Origin of the sequence: Pseudotenacibaculum haliotis, assembly GCF_042684245.1 — a bacterium.
Lineage (GTDB): Bacteria > Bacteroidota > Bacteroidia > Flavobacteriales > Flavobacteriaceae > Polaribacter > Polaribacter haliotis_A.
Window position 1 is genome coordinate 14,800 of record NZ_JBHULH010000002.1, and the last position, 15,492, is coordinate 30,291.

Here is a 15,492-nt window from a genome sequence, read left to right on the forward strand (position 1 = left end):
AGGCTGGAAAACCAGCCTCTTTCTTTATTGTATACTTAATAATTTATTAAGCTGGGTCTTCTGTAAAGATTGAATATGAAATATTTCCGTCTCCATCAGTTGATTTCGTAAACCAAATCGCATTTCCATCAGCAGTTACGTTAATGTTGGTTGTTAACACTCCAATAGCAGTTAACATCTCAACAGTAACAGCTTCTGGTGCTGCAGCTCCGAAATACTGGAAGAAGATCGCATAGTTTCCATCAGGAAGCGGAGAACCTTCTAATACTTCTGTATTGGTTACTCCAAGACTTGTATCGATCCAAGCGAAAGTACTTCCCCAAGCAGCTGTCATTGGCTGTAATCCAACATCCAAATCTGAAGTTCCCGGCCACGTGATTGTAGCAACAAATGTTCCTTGCTTAGCAATCGTAGCTGAGTTACTACTTGATACTACTGCATTAATATCTTGAGCAGCTCCATTGATAATGGTAAATCCAGTTAATACAACTTCGTGAGAATTCTCATCTGCTGCAAATGTAATTGGAATGGTTGCTGTAGAAGTTCCTGTGTTTAACGTTAGAGCTTGCTCTACACCATCAACAGTATAGAAAAGTCTAGACAACTCTGGAATTACATCTGTAAAGTTAATTCCTAACTGATATACTGTTGTATCGTCTGGTACTGCAATAATACCTGTTCTATTTAACCCAATAACTAGGTCTCTCTCATTGCTTACTACCGGATCATCATCATCTATAGCACAACCTGTAAATGTGAACACCGCTAATACTAATAAGCTTAATTTATATATATGTTTCATGTTTTTTAGTTTAGTTAGTTTGGATTATATATTGATAAGATATCTAACACCTGTAGCGGTAGTTTCCTTCGTTACTTTAATCCAGATAAAATCTGTTAACTCTGATAAAAGAAGTTCACTCTGCCCGTCAGGGAAAGTAACTACTAAAGTACATGCTACTGAATATGGCGGAGTAACATTAAAGTTATCTACACCAATATAGTATTCTCCATCTCCTAAAGCACCTGGCATTGTCATTGTTTCAGGTTGACCGAACCAACTAAAATCGATGTTAGGGTTACCTCCAGCAAATCCTGGCTCATCTCTTAAATAAAGATCCAAATCTTCAGATCCTGCCCAATCTAATCTGATTGCTACATCTCCGGCAATTGTATCTACAATTAATGGTAATGTATCGAATACATTAGAAGTTCTAGAACTCCCATCATACGTTAGGTACAATGTAGGAGAACTAGGGTATTCTACATTTGCAATAGTAAATGTATTTACCTCACCTGCAGAATCATTTTGTCCATCATCAGTAAATGTAACTGTTACATCTGCCGAAGTACTTCCTGCAGAGATTACAACAGAGCTAAAGCTAGCCTCTGCCGATCCATCTGAAGAAGACATTGCAAAACTTACAGTAGCGTCTGCTGCCAAAGCTTCGCTTAACGTAACTGTATAGGTAACAGTTCCTCCGTCTTCTAGCAACAACATTCCGTCATTACTATCTGTAAATCCAATATTTACTTGATTAGAATCAGTAAAAGTTCCTGGATTTGTGATACTATCTACATCATCTTCGCCACATGAAAATATAAGTGCCAAAGAGAAGAAATAGATGATATATTTTAAATTTTTCATTTGTTTAATTTTTGAATTACAGTTTAAAGTTTAATCTTCCAAAGATCGTTCTACCATTGATTCCAAACTGAGAAGTAACACGTGGATAGATAAAGTTGTTTCCACTTGTTAAGTTAGATGGTGTCTCATCTGGGTAAACGTCAAAAATATTGCTCGATCCTACAGTAAGTGATAAGTTATCTGTAAGGTCGTATCCAAATGAAAGATCCGTAATTATCTTCGAACCAAACTCTTGGTGATCTCCATCAGGGTTAAATACTGATCCAAAGAATGAATTTCTTACAAATACATTCCATTTATCAGCCTGAAGTAAGTGTCCTAAGTTCGCTTTAACTCTTGGTTGAGCTAATTCTAAGAAATAAGATTCCCTCTCTCCAAAGTAAGTATCGATTTGACTCGCTAATTGTTGAGAAGCGTGAATGTCATCTACTCTGTTTGTTTTTGCATAAGAGAATGCAAAATCACTAGTTAATCTTAAGTCAGAGATATTTGCTCTGTGAGAGATCACAATATCAATTCCTTTTGTTTCGGTATCAATAGCATTTGCAAAGAAACGTGCTCTTGTAGCATTTGCTTGATCGAACAATGTCTGTAATTCACTAGCCGTGTCTGGTCTAGAGAAGTTTCCTGTTAACACTACTCTATCTTCGATTCCAGTATAGAATCCGTCAATAGTTAACGTTAAGTTTGCATCAGGGATTTTAGCTGTAAATCCTAAGCTTGCACTAAAAGATTCTTCCTCTTTTAATTGTGGAATTCCTAAAATGCTTGCAATTCTACTATCGTTAGAGAATGTTCCTACTTCATTTGGAATACCGTTGATGAAGTTTGTACTAGTAGCGTTAAAGTTTTGTTGGTGTAATGATGGTGCTCTAAATCCTGTACTTGCAGCAGCTCTAAAGTTTAAGTTCTCACTTAATTTTACTCTGGTTGCCAACTTCCAGTTTAATGTAGATCCAAAATCACTATAATTCTCATATCTAAGTGCTCCAGAAACTAACCAAGTCTCAGAAAGATCTGCTTCAACATCAGCATAGAATGCATAACTGTTTCTGTGTGCGTTTCTTTCGTTCTCTGGTCTAAATCCTGGGAATACTTGAATTCCTCCCGGTCTTGCATTTCCAAAGAAATCTACTACTTGAGTAGCTGCAGACCCATCCCAAATGTTTCCGTTAATATCATATGTTGCCCAAGACTCTTCTTGTCCTTGGAAAATGTTATAGTTCTCTAATCTGTACTCTGCTCCAAAAGCTACGTTTAATCCTTCGAAAGTGTCTTCAAAATATTGAGAGATATCTAAGTTAGTAGTGTTTTGTGCAAAAGAGAACCCTCCTGCATATGCAGTAAGCGGTGAGCTATTCAACAACGTTGCATTGTTTGAATTGCTGATTGTAAAGTCAAATGAGTTTTGACCCCAAGTGTTACTGAAATCGATATCCCAGTCACCTTGCTTTCCTCTAATTCCTACAGCTACAGACTTGTCTTTTACATCACTATTGATCTCAGGTAAGAAACCTCCCGGATACAATCCTGTGAATGCTCTTGATTGATCTGGTCTTCTGTAGAATCCTCCGGCATTACCTCTTCTATAGCTAATTCCTCCAAATGCATAGAACGCCATGTCTTCAGATAAAGGAATCTCCATGTTAGCGAAGAATTTTCCGTTTCTCAATTGAGATTGTCCTACTCTCATACTGAAATCGCTTCTTGTTAAGCTTCTAACACCTAATTCAGCATCTGTAGTATCAAAGTTTAAAATTGATTGTAAATCAGTAATAGAACCTGCGGCATTGATTTGGTTCTTTAAAGCAATGTCGAAGTGAGTAACTCCCTGTGCTAATAATTTAATTTCTCCTAAAGAATACCCAGTAATGTCAGACCCTAGTCCACTGTTCAATCCAATCCACTCGATAGAGTTTGCAGCGTTAAAGATAGATCCTGTAAATCCGTCTTTTCCTGCTCTAGATGAAGGAGCTCTTGTAGACAATTCACCAGTAAAGTTGATGAATCCTCCTTTGTCTCCAATTGGTAATCCGTAGTTTGCATTGATTTGGAAGTTTTCTCCATCAAGACCTCCGTCTTGATTGTTAGTTTCACTTCCCCAGTTAGATCCTGTATTAACAGCAATCTCAAATCCTTCTGTATCCTTTAATACAATATTGATTACACCGGCAATAGCATCACTACCATACTGTGCAGCAGCACCGTCTTTTAGTAATTCAATTCTTTTAATGGCAAATGCTGGAATCGCATTCATGTCAGTTCCTACACTACCACGTCCTACAGTACTGTTAACGTTTACCAAAGCAGAATTGTGTCTTCTTTTTCCGTTAACTAATACCAAAACTTGGTCTGGTCCTAAACCTCTTACAGATGCAGGATCGATATGGTCGGTTCCGTCAGAAATAGTTTGCGTGGTCGATGTAAATGAGGGGGCGACATAGTTTAATATGTCATTTACAGTAATCTGTGGTCCAGCGTTAACTAATTCAGAAACATCAATAATATCAATAGGAACCGGCGTATTGGCTACAGTCCTATTTTTATTTCTTGATCCAACCAGTACTACTTCGTCTAGAGCTACATTATCTTCTTCTAATACGATCGTTATATAGCTCGTATCCGTAACTCTTTTCTCAGTAGTTTTAAATCCTAATGATGATACAACAATTACAGTAGGTAATTTTTGTACATTTAATGAAAACTCACCATTCTCATCTGTGGTAGTTCCATTCGTAGTTCCTTTTTCCACGACATTCATAAAAGATAACCCTTCTCCGCTAGAATCTGTTACCTTTCCTTTTATTGTTTGAGCGCCTAAAGAAATTGCCCCCAAGAATAAAAATACAACCGTGAAAATTTTTAAAAAGTCATTGTGTTTCATATAAATATGGTTGATTGATTAAAGAACGAAAGTTACTTTTTTTTTTGAGAAAAACAAGAACTAATTACCTTATTATTACCAATTTGCCATCTTTTACATCCATTTGTTAATGTTTTATTACGAAACTTGCCTTTTTACATAATTAATGATAAATTTTCATTAAAGATTTCTAACAATCTCAAAGCTCAAAAATTTTGTGAATTTACCTCGAGGGAGGTTTAACCTATCTTTAACAATGTAAAAATTCCTATTATTGTAGCTTTGTTTTTCGATTTTAAACTGTTAAAACCTCGTAATTAAAATGGATGTAGACGTTAGAGTTATCAATGAAAAAATAGAAAGAGAGAGTGCTTTTGTAGATTTACTTACCTCTGAAATGAATAAAGTAATCGTGGGTCAAAAGCAAATGATAGAGCGACTACTGATTGGCCTGTTAGGAAATGGTCATATCTTACTTGAAGGAGTTCCAGGGTTGGCAAAAACCTTAGCCATTAATACACTTTCTAAAGCTGTACAAGGAACTTTTAGCAGGGTTCAATTTACACCGGATTTACTTCCTGCCGATGTTGTAGGAACAATGATCTACAATGTAAAAGAGAACGATTTTTCCATTAAGAAAGGACCTATTTTTGCCAACTTCGTTTTGGCAGATGAGATCAACCGTGCACCTGCTAAAGTACAATCGGCATTATTAGAAGCCATGCAGGAGCGTCAGATCACCATTGGAGACGAAACCTTTAAACTGGATGAGCCGTTCTTAGTAATGGCAACTCAAAACCCGGTAGAACAAGAAGGAACATATCCTTTACCGGAAGCTCAAGTAGACCGTTTTATGTTAAAAGCTGTGATCGATTATCCAAAATTAGAAGATGAGCAAACTATTATGCGTCAAAATCTAAATGGTGGGTTTTCTAGTGTAAACCCTGTGGTTTCTATCGATCAGATCTTAAAAGCAAGAGAGGCTGTTAACGAGGTTTACATGGATGAAAAAATTGAAAAATACATTCTTGATATCATCTTTGCTACTAGATATCCGGATAGATACAACTTAGCAAACCTTGCTCCTCTTATTAGTTTTGGTGCCTCTCCAAGGGGAAGTATCAATTTAGCGAAAGCTGCTAAATGTTATGCTTTCATTAAAAGAAGAGGGTATGTAATTCCTGAAGATGTAAGAGCCGTTGTTTATGACGTACTAAGACATAGAATTGGAATTACCTACGAAGCAGAAGCAGAAAATATTTCATCAATCGATATTATAAATTCCATCATCAATGAAATAGAAGTTCCATAGAACATATAGACATATCGTCAATTAAAAAAATTAATGTTGAATCCCCTTAAAACTTTAAATGCTATGAAATATAAATTGACAACGTACAAAACCTTAACCGGAAACAAAGAAATTTTAGAATTAACAGAAGATGCGTATGGACAGTGGATCATTTATCAAAACAAGAAACCTAAGTTTCATGTCAACTGTTTTGATTTTAAGAATGAATCCAATCAAATTTTGAACAGTTTATTGCTATCGCAGCAAAAAACCATCAAAGAAATCCTGAGCAGCATCAACAAAAAGAACAATACAAACCTATCAATTGAAAAAGCCCCTATGCTAGAGATTAAAGTTGATTCGAAGTTAAAAGAACTCAACTTAGAACCTTTACCACTTGAGTGGGTTAGTTAAGAAATGGATACCAAAGAGATACTAAAAAAAGTACGAAAAATTGAGATCAAAACCAGAAGACTGTCTGATCATATATTTGGAGGAGAATATCATTCTACCTTCAAAGGAAGAGGAATGACTTTTTCTGAAGTTCGTCAGTATCAATTTGGAGACGATGTAAGAACTATTGACTGGAACGTAACTGCTCGTTACAACGAACCTTATGTAAAGGTTTTTGAAGAAGAACGAGAACTCACCATGATGCTTATGGTAGATGTTTCCGGATCGGAGCTTTTTGGTACCACAGAACAATTCAAAAAAGATACGGTAACCGAGATCGCAGCTACTTTGGCATTTTCTGCGATACAGAATAACGATAAAGTAGGGTTGATTCTTTTCTCTGATGAAGTAGAGCTTTTTATTCCTCCTAAAAAAGGAAAAAGCCATGTACTTAGAATCATCAGAGACCTTATTGAATTTACTCCCAAAAGCAGAAAGACCAATATTGCCGAGGCCTTTAAGTTTTTAAGCAATGTTATGAAGAAGAAAGCTATTGTTTTTATGCTTTCTGATTTTATGGATGATGATTACGAAAGAACCTTGAAAATTGTTGGAAACAAGCATGATATTACCGGAATTCGAGTGTATGACAAGCACGATGAAGAGATTCCAAACTTAGGAATGGTTCCTATGCTAGATGCAGAAACCAATCAAGTACAACTCATCAACACTTCTTCTAAAACCGTAAGAAGAAATTACAAAGCAAATGCTTTGCGATTATCAGATTATTATCAATCTACTTTTAAAAGAAGTGGTGCCGGAACTATTAGCACACGAGTTGACGAAAGCTATGTGAAAAAATTACTAGGATATTTTAAACACAAAGGAAGTTAGGCAAATGAAGATACGAATCCTTTTATTTTTTTTATTTCTCAGTACAGTAACATTGGCTCAACAAGTAAAAGTTGAAGTTGATACTACCAACATTCGTATTGGAGAGCAGTTTCACTTCAAAATTTCTGTAAGTGATACTGCAAATGTGATTATTCCTAAACTCGAAAACCTAAAAGGTTTAGAAGTTGTAGAAGATTACAAAATAGATACGATCAAAAACAATCTGATCAAAAAATACTTGTTGACCGGTTTTGATAGCGGAGCTTATTACATTCCTTCTCAACAGATCTTTATCAGAAACAGAGCGCATATCACAGATTCTATCTTGATCAATGTTGCTACCGTGGCTATTGACACCACAAAACAGAAAATGTTTCCTATCAAAGCCATCAAAAGCGAGCCTTACACCTTTGATGATTTCTTACCGTATTTAATATGGGTAATTCTAGGAATTCTATTGATCGGAGGGTTGATCTATTACCTAAAAACACGTAAGAAAGAAGAAATATCTGAAGAAGAGATCATTGCTGCATTGCCTCCTTTTGAAGAAGCTATAGAACGATTACACAAACTAGACGAAAAGCTTCTTTGGCAGAATAATGAGGTGAAAAAATATTATAGTGAACTAACAGAGATCATCAGAAGCTATATAGAAAAAGAGTTGAAGATTCCTGCCCTAGAAAGCACTACGGATGAGCTTATAGATACTCTTGCCGATTTTAATGATGCAAAAACCATTGAAACCAGCAGAGACGCTATCAAAAAATTAAAAGAGTTATTACAGGAAGCTGATTTGGTGAAGTTTGCCAAGTCGAAACCACTATCTCACGAAATAGAGGAAGATAGAAAAGATGCGGAAAATGTATTAGAAAACCTTAAAGCAAAGCCTGTAATTGAAGAAGTAGAAACAGAGACAAAAACAGAAGAGAAAGAAGATGAATTGGAGTAATTTTGAGTTTCATAATCCTGAGTTCCTTTGGCTGTTAATAGCGATTCCGCTATTGGCTGTATGGTACTTTTTTGTCCGAAAAAAAGATGCAGCAGTCCTAACGATTCCAAGTGTAAAAGGATTTAACGCCGGAGGCTCGATCTTACCTAAATTAAAGCCGCTACTTTATGTGTTCAGACTCTTGGCTTTGGCATTTTTATTTGTGGCTTTAGCTCGTCCTCAAAATGTAGCTGTAAGTACTAAAATAAAGGCCAATAGAGGTATAGATATTGTAATGGCTATTGATGTTTCTGCCAGTATGTTGGCACGAGATTTGAAACCCAACAGATTAGAAGCTTTAAAAGGGGTTGCAACAAACTTTATAAACAGAAGACCTAATGACAGGATAGGAATTGTTGTATATGCCGGAGAAAGCTTTACACAAACTCCTATTACCAGTGATAAAGGAATTGTAAAAAGAACAATTTCTGGGATCAAATGGGGACAATTAGAAGGAGGAACTGCTATTGGTATGGGATTGGGTTCTGCTGTAAACAGGCTTAAAGAAAGCGAAGCAAAAAGCAAAGTAATCATCTTACTTACAGACGGAGTTAACAACTCCGGGTTTGTAGATCCTAAAACAGCAACCGAACTAGCCAAAGAACTGGAAATAAAAGTATACACCATTGGAATAGGAACTAATGGAATGGCCGATTTCCCATATAGCAAAGATCCTAGAACCGGTCAGTTACAATTCAGAAAGCAACAAGTAGAAATTGATGAAAAACTCTTACAATACATTGCTGATGAAACAGAAGGGCAATATTTTAGAGCTACCAATAACACCAAACTACAAGCAATCTATGATGAGATTGATAAGTTAGAAAAGACCAAGATCGAAGAATTTAAATACACCAATTTTGATGAAAAGTATCGAATCTTTGTCTTTTTTGCAGGCGGATTGTTATTGCTAGAATTTTTATTACGAAACACATTGTTTAGAAGCTTTATATAATGTACAAGATAGAAGAACCTATATATTTTTATTTTTTCGCTGCAGTTCCGGTAATTGTGGTTGTTTTTCTATTGGTATTATGGTGGAAAAAAAGAGCACAGCGCAAATTCTCCAACAAAGTACTACTTAAGAAACTGGCTCCAAATGTTTCAGTTTTCAAATCTGTGTTAAAGCTTCTCTTCTTTATTCTTGGGATATCCTTTCTTATTCTTGCTTTGGTAAATCCTAAAATAGGAACCAAGTTAAAAACCTTAAAAAGAGAAGGAGTAGATGTGGTTTTTGCCTTGGATGTATCTAAGAGTATGCTGGCCGAAGATATTGCTCCTAACCGCTTGGAAAAATCAAAACAGATTATTTCTAAGATCATTGATAAATTGGGAAGCGATCGTGTAGGAGTAATAATTTATGCAGGAAATTCTTATCCTCTGCTTCCAATCACAACAGACCATGCTGCTGCAAAAATGTTCTTACAAAATGCCAATCCCGATTTGGTATCAAGCCAAGGAACTGCCATCAACGAAGCTTTAAATCTGGCGAAGACCTATTATAACAATGATGAGCAAACCAATCGTTTTTTGATCATTATTTCTGATGGTGAAGATCATCAGGAAGAAACCAAACAAGTAGCACAAACCATCGCAGATGAGGGGGTAAAAGTGTATACAATTGGTGTTGGAACAGAAAAAGGAGGCCCTATTCCATTAAAGATCAACGGATCTTTGATCGGATATAAGAAAGACAGAAAAGGAGAAACCGTTATCACACAGCGCAAGCCGGATGTTTTACAAAGCATTGCCGATGCCGCCAACGGAAGTTATATTGATGGAAATAAAACAGATAAACCTGTAAAAACCATCGAAGATATTATTGGAAACGCTCAAAAAAGTGAATTTGAGACGAAGCAATTTTCAGATTATAAAGACCAGTTTCAATGGTTTTTAGGAATCGGTATTTTATTCTTGGTTTTAGACATCTTCTTATTAGACAAGAAGACCCGTTGGCTAAGAAAAGTAGACTTGTTTAACGAAGAAGACAAATAAATTCTGAATCATGAAGAATTTACAATACATCATCGCTTTTATCATGCTGCTAACAGCAGGAGTTTCCTTTGCACAAAAAGATTCGATCGCTTTGCAAAGAGATGCCAGAAAGTTTGTTAGAGAAGGTAACAAGCTGTACGAAAACAAAAACTATACAGATGCTTCTGTAGCTTATAAGAAAGCACTTGAAAAAAATGCTGCTTACAACAAAGCAACTTATAACATGGGAAATTCCTTATACCAAGGAAAAAATTACAAAGAAGCCATTCCACAATTCGAATTAGCAGCCAAAGCTGCCAAGGATAAGGCTTCCAAATCTGAAGCTTTTCACAATATCGGAAACGCTCATATGGAAGGTAAGAATTACCAAGGTGCTGTTGATGCGTACAAAAATGCGCTTCGCAACAATCCTAATGATGATGAAACCCGATACAATCTTGCTGTTGCTCAAAAACTGCTAGATAAGCAGAACAACAAAAACAAGAATAAGAACAAGGATAAAAACAAGCAGGACAAGAATAAGGATAAGAACAAGGATCAGAATAAAGATAAAAAAGACGGAGACGACAAGGACAAAAAAGATCCTAAAGACAAAAACGATAAAGGAGACCAAAATAAGGACAAGAAAAATCAAGATCCTAACAAAGACGACAAGAAGAAGAAAAAGAAAAAACCTCAGCAAGGAAAGATGTCTCCTGAGCAAATTAAGCAGCTTTTAGAGAGTTTGAATAACGAAGAAAAAAAGACTCAGAAAAAACTAAACGCTAAAAAAGCAAGAGGTAAAAAAGTTAAGCAGGAAAAAGATTGGTAAATTCTATATTTGCCACGAATTGAAAAACGTCCATGAGGCAAAGGATAAAATATATTGCTTTTATACTGTTCGCTCTTTTGAGTGTGTCTCTGCATGCCCAAGAAACTAAAAAACCCAACCCAGAACCTGAGCTTACCGCTAGCGTTAGTAAAAATAAGTTGGGAGTAAATCAAAGGTTACGCATAGAATTCAAGATCAATAAGCACGGAGCAGATCATTTTACTCCTCCTAATTTTCAGAATTTCAGAGTAATTAGCGGACCAATTCAATCCATTAGTCAATCGTATATCAATGGAAAGGCAAGCTATTCTCAGTCTTACACTTACATCATACAACCCAGAAAAAAAGGTGAGTTCTTAATTCCATCAGCAAGCATTCAATTGGGTAAAAAAACACTAAAATCAAAACCCGTTAAGGTGATTGTTTTAGACGCTGTGGAAATTCCTAAAGACCCTAACGATCCTAATTATATCGCTCAGCAAAATATTCATTTAGTAGCTGAGATCTCTAAATCCAGACCCTATGTTGGCGAAGGTGTTTATGTAGAATACAAACTCTATGTAAGTAAGAATATTAGCGTTAACGACTTTTCTGTTACCGAGTCGCCCCAATACAATGGTTTCTGGAATCAGGATATCAAAATTAATGGACTTAGAACGCATCTAGGAACTTACAATGGCGAGCAATATAGATATGTGGTATTAAAAAGAGCTCTATTGATTCCTACCAAGTCAGGACGATTAGCTATTGATCCCATGAAAATGGATATTGTTATTGGCGTTCCTACCGGAAGAGGCGATTTCTTTGGAAATCCTATTACCAGAAACATTACCAGAAGCTTTGCTTCTCCAAGAAAATTTGTAAATGCAAAAGAGTTACCCATTGAAGGAAAACCGGAAAGCTTTAATGGTGCTGTGGGTGATTTCGACTTTAAAGTTACCACAAGCAGAAGCGTGTTAAAATCTAACGAATCTGCTAGAGTTTCTGTAGAAGTAAACGGTATTGGTAACCTAAAGCTTTTTGAGCTTCCTGAAATTAAAACTCCTTCTGAATTGGAAGTATTTACTCCTGAACAAAAAGAAAGAGTTACAGTAGGTCCTACCGGAATTAAAGGTAGAATTACAAAAGAATATACAGTTGTTCCGGAATTCAAAGGAAAATACAAGATTCCAAATACAGAATTCTCCTATTTCAACCCAAAAGAGAAAAAATACGTTACCATAACTTCGGATGATCTGTTTGTAGATGTCTTAGAAGGAAAAGAGTTGGTTACTGATTCTGATAAGAATTCTGTTGCTAAAAAAGATGTGGTTTCTACAGGTGCCAGCTTTAGATACATTCAAACAAAAGCAACATTCTCACCTGCTAAAACAGTAGATTTCTTTAAGTCTAATTCTTATTATCTGTTACTTTTCCTTCCTTTGGTATTCATTCCAATAGGAATTGTTGTTGCCAAGAGAAGAGAAGCCAGAAGTAATGATGTGCTTGGAAATAAATTGAGAAAAGCTGATCGATTGGCGAAGAAATACCTATCGGAAGCTAAAAAGCAATTAGGGCAAAAAGAACAATTCTATATCGCATTGGAAAAGGCATTACACAACTACCTGAAAGCGAAGTTGCGTATAGAAACATCAGACATCAGCAAAGAAAAGATCACAGAACTCTTAGAAGATAAAAAAGTTGATAACGATTCTATCAGTTCGTTCATCGATGTTTTCAAGAGTTGTGATATGGCCAGATATTCTCCTGTTACCGTTGTAGAAATGAATCAGGATTACGAAAAGGCTAAACAAGTAATTACTCAAATCGACAAACAGCTATAATATGAAGAAGTTATTGATCTTGTTATTGTTTGTAGCTCAGAGTGTATTTTCACAATCTGCCGATGAGTTGTTTACTCAAGCCAACGAAAAGTATAAATCAGAGCAATATGAAGAAGCTATAAAGCTCTATGACCAGATCGAAAGTTTGGGCGTAGTTTCTTCAGAATTATATTACAACCTAGGAAATAGTTATTACAAGCTAAATAAAGTAGCTCCTTCTATATATAATTACGAAAAAGCACTCCTTTTAGATCCTTTGAACGAAGATGCTCAAAACAATTTAGTCTTTGCAAAGCGATTGACAATAGACAATATTGAAGAATTGCCAAAATCGGTTTTACAGAAGATCGACGAGTCCATTGTAAAGAAACTATCTTATAATCAATGGTCTATGATTTCAGTTGGGTTGTCTGTTTTAGGATCTTTGCTCTTTTTGCTATTCTATTTTGCTTACTCACCATCCAGAAAACGACTGTTTTTTGTTACCAGCATGATCAGTTTTTTATTGTTGATTACAACTTCCATTTTTGCATTTAAAGAGTATTCTTTTGCAAAAAATAATGTTGAAGCAATTGTATTCGCAGAAGAAACAGAAATTAAAAATGCACCTACTTTAAACAGTGAAAATGTGTTTACTTTACACGAAGGAACAAAGGTAAAAGTCTTAGACACAGTCGATAACTGGAGGAAAATCAAAATTGCAGACGGTAAAGTTGGATGGATCATTTCTAATGATCTTAAGTTGTTGAATAATTTTTAAAAAATATTTAACAATTTCCTCATGGCCATATCGTATCTTTGACTTTTTCAAAAGGAAATATGACCAAAAATATCGTTATTTTTTTCTTCTCTTTTATCCTAATGGCGTCTATCGTGGTTCCAACCTACGTTACGTTGATGGATGGGAAATGTGAAATAGCAGAAGTGGTTGATTTTGGAGACGAAGAAGAGAACAAAAAAGGAAAAGAAGCTGCCAAAGATTTGGAATTAAAGCTCTTTTACGAAAACGATAGTTCTCAGCTTTTTGTCGGCTTGGAAAAGAAAAAAAGAATCAGTTTTTACTCAAAAAACTACGTTTCTTATCAGAAGAAACTACTCTCACCTCCTCCCGAAGTGATTTCTTAAACTTTTCGGGATTTTATTATCAAACAATTTAATTACAACTGTTAGTTCAAACAACTAACATCACCTCTTTTTTTATCATGTTTAAAACTATAAAAAGTGATTTACCCGCTAGTATAGTGGTGTTTTTCGTGGCCTTACCTTTATGTTTAGGTATTGCCCTTGCAAGTGGAGCCCCTTTGTTTTCCGGATTAATTGCCGGTATCATAGGAGGTATTGTCGTAGGATCTTTAAGTGGATCTAAAATTGGGGTTAGTGGACCTGCAGCAGGATTGGCTGCCATCGTGTTGTCTGCTATCGCCACTTTAGGAAGTTACGAGAACTTCTTATTGGCTGTCGTTCTAGGAGGAATCATCCAATTACTTTTTGGAGTGATTCGTTTAGGGATTATTGGATACTATTTCCCTTCTTCAGTAATTAAGGGAATGTTAACCGGTATTGGAATCATTATCATTTTAAAACAGATTCCTCATTTCTTTGGATATGACGCAACTATCGAAGGAGATTTTACCTTCTTTGAAGTAGACGGAGGAAATACATTCTCAGAAATTTTAGAATCTTTTAACCACATCAGCTTAGGCCCAAGTATCATTGGTTTGATCAGTTTAGCCATCTTAATCCTTTGGGATCGAGTATTGACTAAAAAAGCAAAAATCTTCCAATTGATTCAAGGTCCTTTGGTTGCTGTAATTGCAGGGATCATCTTCTTTGTGTTTACTCAGTCTAACGAATCTTTAGGATTTAGAGCTACTCAATTGGTAAGTGTTCCTGTACCAGAAGATATCGATTCTTTCTTTGGTCAGTTTACCTTCCCAAATTTTGGTGTTTTAGGAAATCCTGATATTTGGATTGTAGCCTTTACCATTGCTTTGGTAGCTAGTTTAGAAACTCTTTTATGTGTGGAAGCAACTGACAAGTTGGATCCTGAGAAAAACGTAACTCCTACCAACAGAGAGTTATTGGCTCAAGGAACCGGAAACATCATTTCTGGAATGATCGGAGGGCTTCCTATTACTCAGGTAATTGTAAGAAGTTCTGCAAACATTCAATCGGGAGGAAAAAGTAAAATGTCTGCCATTGTTCACGGTTTCTTCTTATTAATTTCTGTGATGTTAATCCCTACGCTTTTAAATAAGATTCCTTTGGCTGTATTGGCTGCGGTTCTGTTTATTGTAGGATATAAATTGGCAAAACCGGCTTTGTTTAAGAAGATGTTCCTATTAGGATGGAAACAATGGATTCCATTCGTAACAACTGTTGGAGGAATTGTATTTATCGACCTATTAAAAGGATTGGCTCTTGGATTGGCTGTAGGAATTGTAGTGATCTTAATTAAAAGTTTCCAAAACTCTCACTTCTTACACATTGAAGACATGAGTAACGGAATTCACAAAATAAAAATGACTTTGGCTGAAGAAGTAACCTTCTTTAACAAAGGAGCTATTTTGAAAGAATTAGACAGCTTACCTAGAAATACACACTTAGAACTGGATGTAAGAAAAACAAGATATCTGGATAATGATATTATCGAGATTCTCGAAGATTTTTCTTTCAAAGCCAGAGAGCGAAGCATCGACATTAGGTTGATCTCAGAAAGAGGAATTGTAGAAAATCCTCCAAGTTTTATCGAATTTTTCAGATTGAGACCTAAGAATGCTTAACTC

General features: G+C 35.7%; 14 protein-coding genes. 11 read left to right on the forward strand and 3 right to left on the reverse strand.

Annotated features, from left to right (window positions below):
* Positions 1-46: 46 nt before the first annotated feature.
* Genes ACFSRZ_RS05425 through ACFSRZ_RS05435 form a run of 3 tightly spaced genes read right to left on the reverse strand, consistent with a single transcriptional unit; the run spans position 47 to position 4,532 of the window.
* On the reverse strand, positions 47-802 hold the full coding sequence (locus tag ACFSRZ_RS05425; protein WP_379665513.1) for a hypothetical protein: 756 nt from the start codon (positions 800-802) through the stop codon (positions 47-49).
* A gap of 24 nt (positions 803-826) precedes the next feature.
* On the reverse strand, positions 827-1,648 hold the full coding sequence (locus ACFSRZ_RS05430) for a hypothetical protein (RefSeq protein WP_379665514.1): 822 nt from the start codon (positions 1,646-1,648) through the stop codon (positions 827-829).
* A gap of 16 nt (positions 1,649-1,664) precedes the next feature.
* On the reverse strand, positions 1,665-4,532 hold the full coding sequence (locus ACFSRZ_RS05435) for a TonB-dependent receptor (protein ID WP_379665515.1): 2,868 nt from the start codon (positions 4,530-4,532) through the stop codon (positions 1,665-1,667).
* A gap of 301 nt (positions 4,533-4,833) precedes the next feature.
* Between ACFSRZ_RS05435 and ACFSRZ_RS05440 the strand changes: the two genes are divergently transcribed.
* From ACFSRZ_RS05440 to ACFSRZ_RS05490, 11 genes are all read left to right on the forward strand, one after another.
* On the forward strand, positions 4,834-5,823 hold the full coding sequence (locus ACFSRZ_RS05440; RefSeq protein WP_379665516.1) for an AAA family ATPase: 990 nt from the start codon (positions 4,834-4,836) through the stop codon (positions 5,821-5,823).
* A gap of 63 nt (positions 5,824-5,886) precedes the next feature.
* Positions 5,887-6,216 carry a hypothetical protein gene (locus tag ACFSRZ_RS05445; RefSeq protein ID WP_379665517.1) on the forward strand — a complete coding sequence of 110 codons (330 nt, stop codon included), beginning with the start codon at positions 5,887-5,889 and terminating at the stop codon, positions 6,214-6,216.
* A gap of 3 nt (positions 6,217-6,219) precedes the next feature.
* On the forward strand, positions 6,220-7,089 hold the full coding sequence (locus ACFSRZ_RS05450) for a DUF58 domain-containing protein (protein ID WP_379665518.1): 870 nt from the start codon (positions 6,220-6,222) through the stop codon (positions 7,087-7,089).
* Positions 7,090-7,093: 4 nt separating this feature from the next.
* Positions 7,094-8,038 (forward strand): hypothetical protein, encoded by a 945-nt coding sequence (locus ACFSRZ_RS05455; RefSeq protein ID WP_379665519.1) that lies wholly within the window; start codon positions 7,094-7,096, stop codon positions 8,036-8,038.
* A complete protein-coding gene (locus ACFSRZ_RS05460) occupies positions 8,025-9,032 on the forward strand; it encodes a vWA domain-containing protein (RefSeq protein WP_379665520.1) in 1,008 nt (335 codons plus the stop codon). The genes ACFSRZ_RS05455 and ACFSRZ_RS05460 overlap by 14 nt, the downstream gene beginning before the upstream one ends.
* Complete coding sequence (locus ACFSRZ_RS05465) at positions 9,032-10,072, forward strand: VWA domain-containing protein (protein WP_379665521.1); 1,041 nt, start codon at positions 9,032-9,034, stop codon at positions 10,070-10,072. The genes ACFSRZ_RS05460 and ACFSRZ_RS05465 overlap by 1 nt, the downstream gene beginning before the upstream one ends.
* Before the next feature lie 10 nt (positions 10,073-10,082).
* Positions 10,083-10,883 carry a tetratricopeptide repeat protein gene (locus ACFSRZ_RS05470; protein ID WP_379665522.1) on the forward strand — a complete coding sequence of 267 codons (801 nt, stop codon included), beginning with the start codon at positions 10,083-10,085 and terminating at the stop codon, positions 10,881-10,883.
* Between the two features lie 32 nt (positions 10,884-10,915).
* Positions 10,916-12,706: a BatD family protein gene (locus tag ACFSRZ_RS05475; protein ID WP_379665523.1), complete on the forward strand. Its 1,791-nt coding sequence runs from the start codon at positions 10,916-10,918 to the stop codon at positions 12,704-12,706.
* Between the two features lies 1 nt (position 12,707).
* Positions 12,708-13,466 carry a tetratricopeptide repeat protein gene (locus tag ACFSRZ_RS05480; protein ID WP_379665524.1) on the forward strand — a complete coding sequence of 253 codons (759 nt, stop codon included), beginning with the start codon at positions 12,708-12,710 and terminating at the stop codon, positions 13,464-13,466.
* Positions 13,467-13,525: 59 nt separating this feature from the next.
* Entirely contained in the window at positions 13,526-13,831 is a 306-nt protein-coding gene (locus ACFSRZ_RS05485; protein ID WP_379665525.1) for a hypothetical protein, read from the forward strand.
* Positions 13,832-13,908: 77 nt separating this feature from the next.
* Complete coding sequence (locus ACFSRZ_RS05490; protein WP_379665526.1) at positions 13,909-15,489, forward strand: SulP family inorganic anion transporter; 1,581 nt, start codon at positions 13,909-13,911, stop codon at positions 15,487-15,489.
* The last annotated feature ends 3 nt before the right edge of the window (positions 15,490-15,492 follow it).